This window comes from Gemmatimonas sp., from assembly GCF_046594945.1.
Lineage (GTDB): Bacteria > Gemmatimonadota > Gemmatimonadetes > Gemmatimonadales > Gemmatimonadaceae > Gemmatimonas.
On the sequence record NZ_JBKJRB010000031.1, the window covers coordinates 24,461 to 39,441 of the forward strand.

The following is a 14,981-nucleotide window of genomic DNA, read 5'->3' on the forward strand; positions in this document are numbered from 1 at the left end:
ATCTCTCCCATGCATTTTTCGTCACGAGTATTCGCCGTCGCCACGGCGGCGTCGATTGCCGCGTCCTCGATGGTGTCCACGTCAGTGGCCGCTGCCGCGCAGCGCGTCGCCTCGGATCTCACCGGCAACTGGACCTTTGAAGTCGTCACCGAAAACGGCACGGGCGTATCGGCTGTTGCGATGACGCAGAAGGGCGATTCGCTCACCGGCACGTACACGTCGGGCCGGATGGGCACGCTACCCTTCAAGGGCGTCGTGAAGGGGCAAACCTTCACCTTCGCCGCCAATACGTCCGGCGGCACGACCTTCACGTTCAGCGGCGCAATCGTCGACGCCGATCACATCACGGGCGATCTGGACTTTGGCGGTCAGGGCGGCGCGACGTTCAGCGGGACGCGCAAGAAGTAACGATGCTAGCGCCGGGCGCTGCGCACCAAGTTGCCGATCACACGCGCCACATCGGCTGCCCGCTCCTCGTGCAGCATGGTGCCCCCGGGCCGTAGGGTGTCCACGGTAAACCGTCTCACGTGCGTTTGCAGCAAGGCTACCTGAGCCACCGTCGGCGCGCTCGATGACGCTTTGTCGCCAACCAGCAGGTGCACCGGTGCGGTGATCCGCGCGAGCCGGGTCTCGATCGGAAATCGCTCGATCGCGGCCTGCATGGCGCCGAGTGTGCGCAGGAGTCCGCGCAAGTCATTCTCGATCGGGGCGACGTATTGCTTCACCACGTCGTTGGTGAGCCAGCGCTCGTCGGCGCTTTGGTCGCGGAGCGCCGACACGAATCGACGCTTGGCGAAGCTCCGTCCAATCGGATTGTCGAGTAGCGACGCAAACGTCAGCGCGGTGCGCACCCCCGGCGTGCCCTGTTTGTCGATCGGGCCTCCCGCCAGCGACACGACGCCACGCACGCGCGCCGTATCCGTGGCAGCGAGGTGGAAAGCGATCGTGGCGCTGGTGCCCTGTGCCGCCACGATCACCGTCGCACCGACCGGGAGTTCCGCGTCGAGCACCTTGGCGATACGTGCCGCCTGTGCGCTGAGTGTGTAGTCGGCGCCCTTCGGTCGGGTCGATGCGCCCATGCCGAGCGGGTCGACCACCAGCGGTTCGATGCTGAGGGCCTGCAGCTCGCGCACCACCTTGCGCATCGAGAATGCCGATCCAACCGGACCGGGAAGCAACAGTACGGCCACGTCGCCCCGCGTCATGTTGGTCGCCCCGCCGTTCACGCTCAGCGTCTCCGCGGGGGCGACGACCACCCGTCGCTCTCCCGGAGCCACCATCGGCACCGCACGAGTCACAGGCGCCGATTCGCGCCCGGACAGCACCAGCCCGAGGGCGATCACCAGCGACCTACGCAGACCCGCGCATCGGTTCGTCACGGGTGTTCAGCCGGCAACACGTGAGGTCGGGTTACGCCAACCCTGGTCCTGCCAGAGCGGGGCGCCCGTGAGCGACGGCCAGGTGATGAGCGCGCGCGAGTTCATCGGGTCAAGTGGGGATGGAAGTGGCGTCGGCCAGTGTCGGCGAGTCGGCATCGGCCGCGGGCACACCGCAGGTGGGGCAATACGGGTAGAACGCATTCTTGCGCGTGTGGCAACTGTCGCACTGGTCGTACAGCCGCAGGCCACAGTGCACACAGAAATTGCTGGGATTGGCCGGTCCTCCGGCGATTGCGCGCTCACACCCCGGGCAGACGCCGGCGCCGATGCGACGAAGGGCTTCGTCGTACGGGAGTGCACGGCGCCGTTCTCCTTCGCTCTGCAGCTCCACCCGTTGTCGCTGCGCCAGGTACCGACGCATCGCGCGGATCACGTACATGCCGACTACGGCGCTGGCGATGATCCCAACGCCGTAGCGCACGTAGCCGCCGTAACTCGGCAAGTACGGCACGAGCTCCACGAAGAACGCGAACACCGCAAACAGCACAAACCCGCGCAACAGCGGCCAGTACTCACTGCGTCGCTTGCGGGCCACCAGCCATCCAGCGATCAGCAGCAGCGGCAGGGTAAGCGCCAGGCGCACGGCGAAGACGCGTAGTTCCTGCGAAAAGCGCGCGCTCTCGAACCGCCCACGGGCCGAGAGTTCGAGGTCGATCTCGCGTTCGCGATTGTTCTCCATCGTTTGCGAAATGGCGAGCAACCGTTCGTCGAGTTGCTCGACCGCCGATTCTGCCTCGCGTTCACTGCGCTTCAGCGCGTCCAGCAGACGCGTGCGGGACACGACCTCCGGATCCTGCGTGGGATCGGTCGTGGCCGTGCGTGTTGCAATCCAGGTGTCGAACGTTTCGCGTTGCGACGAGTAGGCATTGCGCGCTACGGCGTGGCTCTGCGAGGCGCGCTCCCGTTCGTCTTGCGTGGTGCGCTGTAGCGTCACCAGCGAATCGCGCGCGGTGAGCAACGGCACGCGCTTGAGCGGATCCACGAACTCCGACAGCGCCACCTGCTGATCGACGCCGGGCAACTCGCCGACAATCTTGCCGCCGAGTCCGATCAGGAAACCGGCGAAGGTCATCGACACGGCCCACATCGCCACCGTGAACAGCTTCTCGGGAACACGAAGAGTACGGAACACCATCAGCTCCGGGGAAGGTCGCGCACGAGGTCACGAAAGAGGTCGACGACGAGGCTCGCCGGAACGCGTTCGATCGGGTGTGGTACGTCGTGTAGCACGTGCAGCGAGGCGTGCGGAAGCAGCGCGGCAAGGCGCGCGGCTTCGCCGTCGGTCACGGTGTCGTCGCGCGAGCCCACGCCAACGCGCACCGGGATCTGCACGGCGGCGAGTGTGGGCGCCGTCAGCAATGGGTCGGACCCCAGGTCGGTCAGGAGCTGGGTGGTGCGCGCGAGGACCCGCTCCCATCCACCGGCGCCCGCATGTCGCCCGCGCAGCTGATCGGCGAACGCGGGCACCTTCGCCCGCAGCACGGACGCGTCGAGACGCGATGCCGCAGCGACAGCGATCTCCGGCGTCCACTCGAACTTGGTGCCCAGCGTCACGATGCCGCCCAGCATGCCCGGTGACCTCGACTCAAGGAGCAGGGCCACATAGCCACCCATCGAATAGCCGAATACCAGCGGTTGCTGCCATCCTCGCCGCGCGATGTCATCGCGCAATGCGCCGGCGAATGTGGTCATCGAAAATGGCGCGCCATCCGGGAGCGGCGTGTCACCGTGCCCTGGGAGTTCGAGACAGTGCACGTCGCCCTGTGCTGACAGGGCATCGGCGATTGGTAGCATCTGCGCCGCGCCGCCGAGCGCACCGTGGATCAGGACGATAGGCGGCGTGGTCACCGGATCAGCGTGTCTTGAAGGCGCCGATCGCGTTCCGCGTGAACTCGGACAACACCAGCCTACCGCTCATCGCCGCGCGCTCGGCCAGCAGTGTGTCCCACGCTTCGGTGCCCGCCCAAAACACGCGCTTGAGCATGGACATCGCGTCCGGATTGGATGCCGCGAGTATGGTGGCGCGTGCGGCCACAGCGTCGTCCATGGCGGCGACATCGTCGAACAGCTTGGCGTAGAGGCCGTGCCGTTCCCCCCAAGCGGCATCGCGCCAGTCGGCGTCAACCGACATTGCGCCAAATGCCGCCAGTCCGATCTTTTTCTCGATGACTGGACCGACCACGAACGGACCGATGCCGACGGCAAGTTCACTGAGCTTGGCCGACGCGCTGGTGACCGCCAAGCTGAAGTCGGAGGCCGCGATGAGGCCGACGGCACCGCCGGCAGCTTTGCCGTGCACTCGACTGATCACGAACTTCGGTGCACGGATCATGGCGAGAATAACACGCGCGAACCCGCTGAAGAACTCTTGACCCTGTTCCGCGCTGGAGATCGCCGCCAGCTCGTCGAACGACGCGCCGGCGCAGAACGGACCAGTGCCGCCGCTCTGCAGGACGATCACACGGGCCGACGGATCGGCGCCGACCGCCGTGACGGCGGCGGCGAGATCGCGCAAAATGGCACTCGGCAGCGCGTTGCTCTTGGGATGAAAGAACTCGATACGGCCGATACCGTTCGCGATGTCGGTCCGGACGTAGCCGTCTGGACTGTTGGCGGGGCGGGGAGCGTGGGTCGTCATGCAGGGAAAATAGCGTCGCTCTCGGATTGTCGAACCCTGTTTACGCTGGGTAGATTCCAAGCATGGACCAGAACCCGCCCGTTCCCACCGAGGATCCGGCCCTCCTGGCTGCCTTCGAAGCTCGCATTGCCGCTGGCGAAAGCATCGAGCCGAAGGACTGGATGCCGGAGCGCTATCGTAAGCAGCTGACGCGGATGATGTCGCAACATGCGCACTCCGAAATCGTCGGTATGTTGCCGGAAGGCAACTGGATCACGCGCGCCCCGTCGCTGCGTCGCAAGATGTCGCTCATTGCCAAGGTGCAGGACGAAGCCGGGCATGGCCTGTACATCTACTGCGGCACCGAGACGCTCGGCGTCGATCGTCACGAGCTTGTGCAGCAGTTGCTCGAGGGTCGGGCGAAATACTCGAGCATCTTCAACTATCCCACCTTGTCGTGGGCAGACATGGGCGTGATCGGGTGGCTCGTGGACGGTGCAGCGATCGTGAACCAGACCGTGCTGGCGAAGGCCTCATATGGCCCGTATGCCCGTGCGATGGTGCGCATCTGCAAGGAAGAAAATTTCCACAAGCGTCAGGGCTACGAGATCTGCTCGGTGCTGGCCAACGGCACGCCGGAACAGAAGGCGATGGTGCAGGAAGCGTTCAATCGCTTCTGGTGGCCGTCGCTGATGATGTTCGGTCCGAGCGACACCAATTCGCCGAACAGCGCCGAGCTGCTGAAATGGCGCGTGAAGCGGAAGACGAACGACGAGCTGCGTCAGCGCTTCGTGAATCTCACGGTGCCGCAGGCTATCGCGATCGGTATTTCGGTGCCCGATCCTGATCTGCATCTCGACCCGGCCACCGGCAACTGGGAGTTCGGCGAGATTGAGTGGAGCGAATTCTTCGAAGTACTGAAGGGCAACGGTCCGTGCAATCGCGAACGGCTCGATGCGCGTCGTAAGGCGCACGAAGACGGTGAATGGGTGCGAGCGGCGGCATCGGCGCACGCTGAGAAGCAGAAGGCGCGTTCCTCCACGGCTGCGGCCTGACCACAGGATTTCGATCATGGCAGATAGTCAGTGGCCGCTTTGGGAAGTCTTCACGCAACCCAACAAGGGTGAACCGTTCGAACACGCCGGCAGTGTGCACGCCCCTGATGGTGAGCTCGCGCTGCAGAACGCCCGCGATGTGTACGCACGTCGCGGCGAAGCGGTGAATCTGTGGGTCGTGCCAACCGCCGCAATCGTGGCCTCGGCACCGTCGGATGCGGGTCCATTTTTCGAACCTGGCAACGACAAACCCTATCGACATCCGCAGTTCTATATCGCGCCGCGCGGCGTGCGCATCTTCTGAGTCGCTCATGACCGAACCGTCGTTCCAGGTCGCCGCACCGCGCAGTACGCCGGTCGCCAATCCGTTGTTCGAGTACGTGCTGCGCCTGGGCGACGATCGTCTGGTGCTCGGGCATCGGCTGTCGGAGTGGTGCGGTCATGGGCCGATCCTCGAAGAGGACATCGCGCTCTCCAACATCGCGCTCGATCTCATCGGGCATGCCAGCTCGTTGCTGGCCCTTGCCGGAGAAATCGAAGGGCAGGGACGCGATGCCGACACGCTCGCGTATTTCCGCGAGGCGGTGGCGTATCGCAACGCGTTGCTGGTCGAGATCCCCAACGGCGATTTCGCGGTCACGATGGTGCGGCAGTTCCTGTTCGATGCCTACAGCGTGCTGCTGTGGGACGCGCTGTCGCGCTGTGATCATGAAGGACTCGCTGCTGTCGCCGCCAAGTCGCTCAAGGAAGACAAGTATCACCTGCGCCACAGCAGCGAGTGGGTGATACGACTGGGCGACGGCACCGAGGAGAGTCACGCCCGTGCACAACAGGCGCTCGACGCCTTGTGGCGCTACACCGGTGAGCTGTTCGACCACGACGCTGTCGACGATGCTGTCGCGGCCGAAGCTTTCATCGCGATCGACCACGACGCACTGCATTCGCTCTGGCTCACGATGGTGAAGGACGTGGTGCAGCGTGCCACGCTCACCCTCCCCACCGACCAGGCCGTGCGTCGCGGTGGCCGACGCGGCTTTCACACCGAATCACTGGGACACATGCTGGCGACCATGCAGATTGTGGCGCGCTCGCATCCTGGCGCATCCTGGTAAGCGGCAAGCGATGATGAGTCCAGACGAAGTGTACGGGGTGCTCAACACGGTGATGGACCCCGAGGTCCCGGTCATCAGCGTGGTCGAATTGGGTATCGTGCGTGACGTCGCGATCCAGAATGAGGCGGTCACGATCACCATCACCCCGACGTATTCGGGGTGCCCGGCTATGCGCGAGATCGAAGCCGACATCCGCACTGCGCTGCTCGAGCGAGGTGTCCGCGACGTGCATGTGAAACTGGTGCTCTCGCCGGCGTGGACCACCGACTGGATCGGCCCCGACGCACGAGAGAAGTTGCGCGCGTACGGTATTGCCCCGCCAGGGCGGGCCGAACCGCAGGGTCTCATTACGCTCACGCGGTCCCGCGTGCCTGTGGCGTGTCCCTTCTGTGGCTCGAGCGACACGCGACTGCAAAGTGAGTTCGGTAGCACGGCCTGTAAGGCGATACACGTATGCAATTCGTGTCGGCAGCCGTTTGATGAGTTCAAGGCGCTCTAAATTACAGAGTTTCAAACGGCTGAACACCTCCCTCCTGCGTCCTAAGGTGTTTCTCCTTCTGGGCCCCTACTTCAACTCCCCAACCGGCACGTGGCCGGCGCGTGCGCCACGAGCTTACGGTACCAACCGCACCATCCGGTCGAACGCCCCATCCGTCGCCTCGCCCACCGCGCGCTTCGCCACATACTCCCCGAGCACCGGTCCGTGCTTGAACGCGTGCCCTGACCCGCCGCCGGCGATCAGCACGTTGTCGAAGTCGGGGTGATGGTCGATGATGAAATGTTCGTCGACCGTGTTCTCCAACTGGCAGACGCGTGTCTCGGTGATCGGCTGGTCCTTGAGCGAGGGAAAGCGCTTCGCGAGAAAGGCGCGCGCCCGGCGAACCTCGTGCGGCGTCACGATGCGCTCGTCGGTGTCAGGATCGAACGTGACCGGGCCGGTAGTCGGACAGACCTTCACGCCGCGTCCATCGACGCTAGGGAAGCCGTAGTACCCGTCCTCGGAGAAGTTGGGCATGTTCGGATACGAGAAGCGCGTGTCGCCGGAGGGTGTGCCGAAGTAGAAGACCTCGCGCCCAGGCACCTTGATGCGCTCGGCGAGGAGCTGCGGGAAGAGCTTGGGGAGCCAGGGCCCGCACGCGAAGACGAATGTCTGTGCGGCGAAGCGTTCGCCGGTGGCCGTCTCCACGTCGGTCAATCGTCGTCCATCGGCGCGACCGGGCCGGGCCCGCTTTACCAAGAGCGTGCCACCCTTGCGGGTGAACGCGCTCGCGGCCGCGATGATCGACGTCTTGGCGCGCAGCACTGCCGCCGTCGGCTCGAGCAGTCCGACACCCATTCCCGTGGTGTCCATCTGCGGATACCGCCGACGCAGGTCGTCGCTCGTGAGCGCCTCCACGGGGACGCCGAGGCGGGTGAGCATCGCCTGCGTCGCGCGCAGTGACGGTGTCCAGTCGCGGGCGAGTTCGAGGCGTCCGGTCTCGATCATCAGCGGGATGCCGAACTCCTGCTCACGCGCGCGCCACGCCGCGAAGGCGCGCTGGGCCATGCGGGCATAAAGTTCGCGGTCGCCGTAGCCGACGCGGATCTGGCGCGTCTCGTCGCCCGAGGTCGCACGCGAATTCCCGGGGCCGTAGGCGTCCAAGAGCGTAACGTCGTGGCCCTGCTCGCGCAGGTGCAGCGCGGTCCAGACGCCGAACACGCCGCTGCCGATCACGACGATCGCACTGCGCTTCGACTGGATCAGGGCGGGGGCGGCGTTCATCGTGGAGGGGAGGAGCGTGGCGAGGGCGGACGCGCCGAGTGGGGCGGAAGTGACCTCGAGGAAGGTGCGTCGGTCCATTGGAGGCTCGCGTTGCATGCGGGGGGACGATCAGGTCGCGCACCAGCGCGTAGTCAGGCGGTATGTCGCTTCCGCTCGGGAGTATAGTGCCACCACGGGTGCGGAGGCGCACCCTCCATGAACCGGACCGCAGAGATGAAGCAGTCGATCAGGCAGGGGTCCTGTCGCACACCGGCCGCGGCGTTGCTCTGCGCATAGAGCTCGTACGGATCGCGCCCGATCAACTGCTTCGGCTCACGGATGCCGATCGCGCGGAGGTCGGCGGCGATCGACTTCCCGATGTTGGGGATCGCCTCGAGTTGGTGTGCCTCGGCGGCCGTGCGTGACTTGCCCATCTGCGAGCTCCTGTCCTGCCTCAGTTGAAATGTGACACCACTCGCTCCACCCTATGAAGCGTCGGAGGTCGTTACGCGACCCCGGCCGCCGCTAGACCGCCAGTAGCGCCTCGATCTCGGCCCGGATCGAGTCGACGCCGGGCACCACGGCTTCCAGTAGCACTGGGTGGTAGGGTACCGGGATATCCATCGGTGCGAGCCGACGCACCGGTGCGTCGAGGTGCCAGAACGCCTCTTGCGCCAGCACGCCAGCGATCTCGGCTCCGAACCCAGCCGTCATGTTGTCTTCGTGCACGATCAGGCAGCGACCGGTTTTCCGCACCGAGGCCAGCACCGCGTTGCGGTCCCACGGCGAGATGGTACGAAGGTCGATCAATTCCACGCGATCACCGAACGATTCCGCCGCCTCGTGGCAGCGATGCACCATCGCGCTCCAGGACACCACCGTGATGTCCGCCCCTTCCCGCACCACGCGCGCCTTGCCGAACGGCAAGACGTAGTTGTCACCCGGATAGCGGGCGCTGCCGTCGCCGGTCATTAGCAGCGAGCGGTGCTCGAAGAAGATGGTCGGATTGGGACTGCGCATCGCGGCGCGAAGTAATCCCACGGCATCGGCCGCGTTCGACGGCATCGCCACCTGCCAGCCGTAGGCGTGCGCAAAGCGCACTTCGTCGCTCAGGCTGTGCCACGGATCACCCACATCCTTGCCGAATCCGCCCGGCATGCGCACCACGATTGGCGCGGCGAATCGGTTGGCCGTCCGCCACCGCATCGTGCCGGTGTTGTTCAGCTGCTCGGTTGCCGGATCGGCGTACTTGCGGAACTGGATCTCGGCCACCGGCATCAGTCCACTGATCGCCATCGCCACCGCACGGCCGACAATGCCTTCTTCCGAGAGGCTCGTGTCGAACACGCGCGCGTTACCGAACTGCTTCTGCAGTCCTTCCGTCACGAGGTGCACGCCACCCTTGCGACCCACGTCTTCGCCGAACACCACAACCTTCGGATTGACCGCGAGTTCGTGGCGCAACGTGCGGCGGATCGCTTCGGCGTAGCGCAGTAGTTCGCCCTCGTCGTTCGGCGTGTCGGTGCTTGGCAACGCCGCGCGTTCCGCACGCGACAAGCCACCCATCGCCTCGGCAACATCCGGCGACTCGTCGGCCATCACATGCTGCGCGATCGTGGCCGGATTCGGGATCGCCCGTGCTCGCGCTTCTTCGAGGCCGGCGGCAATGTCACGCGCCACGTCGGCTTCGAGCGCTGCCCATTGGGCGGCCGACATGAACGCCGGCACGAGATAGTCGTGCAGCTTCGGTAGAGGATCGCGAGCCTGATCGTCGGCCAGTTCCGCGTCGGTGCGATAGCCCTTCTGGTTGTCGGGCCCCGAGTGACTACACAGGCGCGGCACCGTGAGACGTACCAGTGCGGGGCCCTCGCCGCTGCGCACGTGCGCCACCGCTTCTTGCAGCAGGCCGGCCGCTTCGTGCGGATCGGTGCCGCTGCCGTTGCGAATAAACAGATTCGTAAACGACGCGAGATTGCGTGCAATGTCGCCACCGGGCGTCTGCATGTCGCCCCGCACACTGATGCCGAGATCGTTGTCTTCGATGTAAAACAGCATGGGCAGCTTGAGCGTCGTGGCCATCGTGAGCGACGCCCAAAATCCGCTCGTCGCCACCGAAGCGTCTCCGCCCAGGGCGACGCTGATGCAACCGGCGTAGCTCGCGTCGCCGAGACCGTCGCGATGATACGTGATCGACTGCGCCCAGCCGGCGGCCGGCGTGTACTGCGAGCCCACGTCGCCCGACATCGGGAGTACCGTGCAGCCGGCGCGATTCGGCAAGTTGCACACCACGCCAATATCGCGGCCGTCGCTGAATCCACCGGCGCGCCCAAGCGGACTGCCAAACGCATCGGGGATCGAGAGACCCACGGAGAGCAGGAACGGTCGCGACCGGTAATACGCACCAGCGCCGTCGTGTACACCGTCGATGAGGGATCCCAGAATCACTTGCGCCATGTCGTGGCCGCGCGCCGAGAACTGGTACAGCACTACATGCTCGCGCGGCACCGAATGGCGCAGGCGATTGGTCGTCTCTTCGACCTCGTCGAGCGAGCGCGAGACGAGCGTGTTGTAGGCGATGCGACGCCAGTCGAACCCAGGGCGGGGAGTCGTCAGTTGAGCAGACGAGGCGCGGGTGACTGACCGGACAGCGGGCTTGGCAGGCATAGCCTAGTAATCTGCCGAACCGGCTCCGTTATCGGGAGCGGAGCTCTCATCATTGCGGGGAGAATGCGATCGACGGGATCACACCGCGCATCCCAAGAATTGCCAGTCGCGCTACAGACGTGACCACCGGTACACCGATGCCGATCGCGATGAGCACGATGTTGGCGGCCAGTACTGGGCCGGTCCATGCGTTCACCAGCGAGCGCTCTCGTCTCAAGAGGAAGGCGACGACCGCCACCATGTTCACCAACAGCACGCCGGCGAGGGCCCAGGTAAACGCGCTCCAGCCGATGCGCTGAAGCCAGTGCAATATGGTGACGTCCATTGCGTGAACTCCATGGCCGATGTGGGTCCCGACTGTGTTGCTGTTAGGGATGGTACGGCTTCGCTTGCCACTTGGCGAGGGCAGGAGGCGGGCGCACCTTCGAGGACGAGATGCTCTTGGCTTGGTTGGAGGCTGTCGGCTTGGTTGGAGGCTGTCGGCTTGGTTGGAGGCTCTCGGCTTGGCTGGAGGCTGTCGGCTTGGTTGGAGGCTGTCGGCTTGGCTGGAGGCTCTCGACTTGGCTGGAGGCTCTCGGCTCCCAGGTTACGAGGCTGTGGGCTAACGGCTGTCTGCCATGGGCCATGAGCCGTGGGCCATGGGTATGCCCCCGCACCGTTTTCACCCACGGCCCACGGCCCACGGCCCATGGCAGACAGCTCACAGCCGAAAGCCTCCAGACTTGGGAGCCGAGAGCCCACAGCCGCCCACCGCCCACCGCCCTCCACCGTCAGAACGCAGACTATTTTTAGGAATGTCCTCACCCACTCCCTCCCTCCTGATTGAACAGCGTGACGGTGTTCTCACCCTGACGCTCAATCGCCCCGATGTCCTCAACAGCTTCAATCGCGAGATGGCGGCTGCACTGCAGGCCGCGCTTCGTGAGGCGGCGAGCGACAGCGCCGTGCGCGCGATCGTGCTGACCGGTGCCGGTCGCGGCTTCTGCGCGGGCCAGGATCTGGCCGAGGCGTTGCCGCAGGGCGACGGCCCGATGCCGGATATCGGGGAGATCGTGAAGAGCTGCTACAACCCGATTATCCGTGCGATTCGCACCATCGAGAAACCGGTCCTGTGCGCCGTGAACGGCATTGCGGCCGGCGCCGGCGCGAACCTGGCGTTCGCGTGCGACCTCACCATCGCGGCCGACGACATCAGCTTCGTGGAAAGCTTCGCCAAGCTCGGATTGATCCCCGACACCAGCGGCACGTTTTTCGTGCCGCGTCTCGTGGGGACGCAGCGGGCGACGGGCATGTTCTTCCTCGCCGAAAAAATTCCGGCGATGAAGGCGAAGGAGTGGGGACTCATCTGGGATGTGGCACCGAAAGTCGAACTGATGGCCACCGTTCACGCGATGGCCGCGTCGCTGGCCACGCAGGCTACACGGGGCTTCGGTCTCACCAAGCGCGCGATGAACGCCAGCTTCGCGAATTCGCTCGATGCGCAACTCGAAGTGGAGGCGCAGGCGATGCACGAAGCCGGACGAACGGCCGACTACGAAGAAGGGGTGCGCGCCTTCCTCGACAAGCGGGCGCCGGTGTATCGCGGCGAATGAGCGAGTCGATGAGCGATCCGATGAAGAGCGTGGTCGGCGTGCTGGGTGCCGGCGCGATGGGCGCCGGCATTGCCCAGGTCGCGGCGGTCCACGGACATGCCGTGGTGCTCGCCGATGCGCAGGCGGCGTCGATCGTGCGGGCGCGGTCCGGACACGCGAAGGCGCTGGCTCGCGACGTGGAGAAGGGGCGTCTCACCCGGGAGCAGGCAAGTGCGGTGCTGGGGCGCATCACGTACGTGGAGGGAGTGAGCCCCGAACAACTGGCGGCGTTCGCACCCTGCGGCGTCGTGATCGAAGCGATCATCGAGCAGCTGGCCGCCAAGCAACAGCTGCTGCGCGCACTCGAAGCGATCGTGGCCCCCACGGCGATCCTGGCGTCGAACACGTCGTCGCTGTCCATCGCCGCGCTGGCCGGTTCGTGTACCCACAGCGAACGGGTCGTGGGCGTGCACTTCTTCAATCCGGCGCCGGTGATGCCGCTGGTGGAGATCATTCCGGCGATCACGACCTCGAGCTCTGTGATCGCCGCCGCGCGCGCGCTCGTGACCGCGTGGGGCAAGACGACCGTGCTCGCCGCCGACACGCCGGGGTTTCTCGTGAATCGGGTCGCGCGCTCATTTTACGGCGAGTCGTTGCGCATTCGCGAGGAAGGGATCGCCGACTGCGCTACGATCGATTGGGCGCTGCGCACCATCGGCGGATTCCGCATGGGGCCGTTCGAGCTCATGGACTTCATCGGGCTCGATGTCAACTTCGCCGTCACACGCTCGGTGTTCGAAGGGATGTTTCTCGATCCGCGGTATCGACCGTCGCACGCGCAGCAGCGGTTGGTGGAAGCCGGCTGGCTTGGCCGGAAAACGCAGCGTGGCTTCTATGACTACCGCGACGGCGCGCCGACGCCTGCGCCGCATGACGATCCCGCGCTCGGTCAGCGCATCGTCAATCGCGTACTGGCCATGCTCGTGAACGAGGCGGTGGACGCCGTGCACCTGCAGCTCGCGTCGGTTCAGGATGTCGAACTCGCGATGACGACGGGCGTGAACTATCCGCGCGGCCTGCTGCAGTGGGGCGACGAGATCGGCGCGCCCAACGTGCTGGCGCAGTTGCAGGTGCTCCAGTCGGAAACCGGCGACGATCGCTATCGGCCCAGCATCCGCTTGCGTCGCGCCGTACAGGCCGGCGCATCGCTGCTCGACGCACGGCGCTACTCGTGACCACGATCGTGACCACGATCGTGACCACGCCGAATCTCCCTCCCGCAAACGCGACCACGCCGTCGGCGGACGACGTGGTGCGTACGCTCATGTCGCGTGATGCCTACTCGCAGTGGCTCGGCATCGAAGTACTCGAGGCCGCGGTCGGAAAGTCGGTGCTGCGCATGGCCATCCGCGACGAGATGGTGAACGGATTCGGCACCGCGCACGGCGGCATCATGTTCTCGCTGGCCGACAGCGCGCTGGCGTTCGCCACGAATGCGTGTGGTGTGCTCAGCGTTGCTGTCGACTGCTCGATCAGCTTTCCCGTGGCGGTGCGGCCTGGCGACGTGCTCGTTGCCACCGCCATCGAGCAGAGCACCACCAAGCGTTTGGCGTTCTGCGACGTGAGCGTTCGTAATCAGGCCGACCTGCTGGTCGGACATTTTCGCGGCACAGTGTACCGCACTGCGATTCCTCATCAGTTGTGACCCGGACATCATGAACGACGCATTTATTATCGAAGGTCTTCGTACGCCGATCGGCAACATCGGCGGCGCGCTGAGTCATGTGCGCGCCGATGATCTGGCGGCGCATGCGATCTCGTCGCTGCTCGCGCGCGTCAGTGCCACGTCGACCAGCTTCGATCCCGCGCAGATTGCCGACGTCATTCTCGGGTGCGCCAATCAGGCCGGCGAGGATAACCGCAACGTGGCCCGCATGGCTGCGCTGCTGGCTGGGCTGCCGGTCACGGTTCCTGGCGAGACGGTCAACCGGCTGTGTGCGTCGGGGCTGAACGCGGTCGCCAGCGCGGCGCGCGCCATCAAGGCCGGCGAAGGGGACTTGTATGTCGCCGGTGGCGTGGAGAGCATGACGCGCGCGCCGTACGTGATGTCGAAAGGCGCCACCCCGTTTGCTCGTGATGTCCAGCTGTTCGACACCTGCCTTGGCTGGCGATTCGTGAACGCGAAAATGAAGCAACTGCATGGCACCGACTCGATGGGTGAGACGGCCGAGCATGTCGCGGCGCAGTATGGTGTGTCGCGCGACGATCAGGATGCGTTTGCGGTGCGTTCGCAGCAGAAGGCCGCGGCCGCGCAGCGCGAGGGACGGCTGGCCGAGGAGATCGTGTCGGTGTCGATTCCGCAGCGGAAGGGCGATGCGGTGGTGGTGTCGCAGGATGAATTTCTGCGCCCCGACACGTCTCTGCAAACGCTCGCCAAGCTCAAGCCGGCGTTCCGGCATGACGGGCAAGGCTCGGTAACGGCGGGAAACGCCAGTGGCCTCAACGACGGCGCGGCCGCGCTGCTGATCGCGTCGGGGTTGGCCGCCACGAAGTACGGTTTGACACCGATGGCGCGGATCGTATCGAGTGCCGCGGCCGGTGTCGAGCCGCGCATCATGGGCATGGGCCCCGTGCCAGCCACGCGTCTGGTGCTCGAGCGGGCCCAACTGACATTGGATCAGATGGACGTGATCGAGCTGAACGAGGCATTCGCCGCGCAGGGTCTGGCATGTCTCCGTGCGCTGGGTGTGGCCGACGATGACGCGCGCGTGAACCCGAACGG

General features: G+C 65.5%; 17 protein-coding genes. 9 read left to right on the forward strand and 8 right to left on the reverse strand.

Going from position 1 to position 14,981, the window contains the following annotated elements:
- Window positions 1–9: 9 nt before the first annotated feature.
- Entirely contained in the window at window positions 10–408 is a 399-nt protein-coding gene (locus tag ACLL97_RS03900; protein WP_411279165.1) for a hypothetical protein, read from the forward strand.
- Between the two features lie 5 nt (window positions 409–413).
- On the opposite strand, the gene ACLL97_RS03905 is transcribed toward ACLL97_RS03900, so the two are convergent.
- From ACLL97_RS03905 to ACLL97_RS03920, 4 genes are all read right to left on the reverse strand, one after another.
- Complete coding sequence (locus ACLL97_RS03905) at window positions 414–1,343, reverse strand: alpha/beta fold hydrolase (protein ID WP_411279166.1); 930 nt, start codon at window positions 1,341–1,343, stop codon at window positions 414–416.
- A 145-nt stretch (window positions 1,344–1,488) separates the two neighbouring features.
- Window positions 1,489–2,574, reverse strand: coding sequence for a zinc ribbon domain-containing protein (locus tag ACLL97_RS03910; RefSeq protein WP_411279167.1), 1,086 nt, complete (start codon window positions 2,572–2,574; stop codon window positions 1,489–1,491).
- Entirely contained in the window at window positions 2,574–3,287 is a 714-nt protein-coding gene (locus tag ACLL97_RS03915; RefSeq protein WP_411279168.1) for an alpha/beta fold hydrolase, read from the reverse strand. The genes ACLL97_RS03910 and ACLL97_RS03915 overlap by 1 nt, the downstream gene beginning before the upstream one ends.
- Window positions 3,288–3,291: 4 nt before the next feature.
- Complete coding sequence (locus tag ACLL97_RS03920; RefSeq protein WP_411279169.1) at window positions 3,292–4,077, reverse strand: enoyl-CoA hydratase/isomerase family protein; 786 nt, start codon at window positions 4,075–4,077, stop codon at window positions 3,292–3,294.
- Window positions 4,078–4,139: 62 nt separating this feature from the next.
- On the opposite strand from ACLL97_RS03920, the gene paaA reads away from it, so the two are divergent.
- From paaA to paaD, 4 genes are read left to right on the forward strand one after another with little or no spacing between them, the layout of a single operon-like run.
- The gene (gene paaA, locus ACLL97_RS03925; RefSeq protein ID WP_411279170.1) at window positions 4,140–5,111 is read left to right on the forward strand and encodes a 1,2-phenylacetyl-CoA epoxidase subunit PaaA; all 972 of its coding nucleotides are present in this window, start codon (window positions 4,140–4,142) and stop codon (window positions 5,109–5,111) included.
- A gap of 16 nt (window positions 5,112–5,127) precedes the next feature.
- Window positions 5,128–5,415: a 1,2-phenylacetyl-CoA epoxidase subunit PaaB gene (paaB, locus tag ACLL97_RS03930; protein ID WP_411279171.1), complete on the forward strand. Its 288-nt coding sequence runs from the start codon at window positions 5,128–5,130 to the stop codon at window positions 5,413–5,415.
- Between the two features lie 7 nt (window positions 5,416–5,422).
- Window positions 5,423–6,223 (forward strand): 1,2-phenylacetyl-CoA epoxidase subunit PaaC, encoded by an 801-nt coding sequence (gene paaC, locus ACLL97_RS03935; RefSeq protein ID WP_411279172.1) that lies wholly within the window; start codon window positions 5,423–5,425, stop codon window positions 6,221–6,223.
- 10 nt (window positions 6,224–6,233) lie between these two features.
- Window positions 6,234–6,722, forward strand: a complete 489-nt coding sequence (paaD, locus tag ACLL97_RS03940) for a 1,2-phenylacetyl-CoA epoxidase subunit PaaD (RefSeq protein ID WP_411279173.1) — start codon at window positions 6,234–6,236, stop codon at window positions 6,720–6,722.
- A 114-nt stretch (window positions 6,723–6,836) separates the two neighbouring features.
- Here paaD and ACLL97_RS03945 read toward each other — a convergent pair whose 3' ends face one another.
- The 4 genes from ACLL97_RS03945 to ACLL97_RS03960 all read right to left on the reverse strand — a co-directional run bounded on the left by ACLL97_RS03945 (window position 6,837) and on the right by ACLL97_RS03960 (window position 10,953).
- Entirely contained in the window at window positions 6,837–8,063 is a 1,227-nt protein-coding gene (locus ACLL97_RS03945) for an FAD-dependent oxidoreductase (RefSeq protein WP_411279174.1), read from the reverse strand.
- A 53-nt stretch (window positions 8,064–8,116) separates the two neighbouring features.
- On the reverse strand, window positions 8,117–8,398 hold the full coding sequence (locus ACLL97_RS03950) for a helix-hairpin-helix domain-containing protein (protein ID WP_411279175.1): 282 nt from the start codon (window positions 8,396–8,398) through the stop codon (window positions 8,117–8,119).
- 91 nt (window positions 8,399–8,489) lie between these two features.
- Window positions 8,490–10,628 (reverse strand): transketolase C-terminal domain-containing protein, encoded by a 2,139-nt coding sequence (locus tag ACLL97_RS03955; RefSeq protein ID WP_411279176.1) that lies wholly within the window; start codon window positions 10,626–10,628, stop codon window positions 8,490–8,492.
- 49 nt (window positions 10,629–10,677) lie between these two features.
- Complete coding sequence (locus ACLL97_RS03960) at window positions 10,678–10,953, reverse strand: hypothetical protein (RefSeq protein ID WP_411279177.1); 276 nt, start codon at window positions 10,951–10,953, stop codon at window positions 10,678–10,680.
- Window positions 10,954–11,422: 469 nt separating this feature from the next.
- Here ACLL97_RS03960 and ACLL97_RS03965 point away from each other — a divergent pair, with 469 nt between their 5' ends.
- The 4 genes from ACLL97_RS03965 to ACLL97_RS03980 all read left to right on the forward strand — a co-directional run.
- Window positions 11,423–12,220 carry an enoyl-CoA hydratase-related protein gene (locus tag ACLL97_RS03965; RefSeq protein ID WP_411279178.1) on the forward strand — a complete coding sequence of 266 codons (798 nt, stop codon included), beginning with the start codon at window positions 11,423–11,425 and terminating at the stop codon, window positions 12,218–12,220.
- Window positions 12,221–12,228: 8 nt separating this feature from the next.
- A complete protein-coding gene (locus ACLL97_RS03970) occupies window positions 12,229–13,434 on the forward strand; it encodes a 3-hydroxyacyl-CoA dehydrogenase NAD-binding domain-containing protein (protein WP_411279179.1) in 1,206 nt (401 codons plus the stop codon).
- Window positions 13,431–13,904 (forward strand): hotdog fold thioesterase, encoded by a 474-nt coding sequence (locus ACLL97_RS03975; protein WP_411279180.1) that lies wholly within the window; start codon window positions 13,431–13,433, stop codon window positions 13,902–13,904. The genes ACLL97_RS03970 and ACLL97_RS03975 overlap by 4 nt, the downstream gene beginning before the upstream one ends.
- Window positions 13,905–13,914: 10 nt before the next feature.
- A partial coding sequence (locus ACLL97_RS03980; protein WP_411279181.1) for an acetyl-CoA C-acyltransferase occupies window positions 13,915–14,981 on the forward strand: 1,067 nt, incomplete at its 3' end.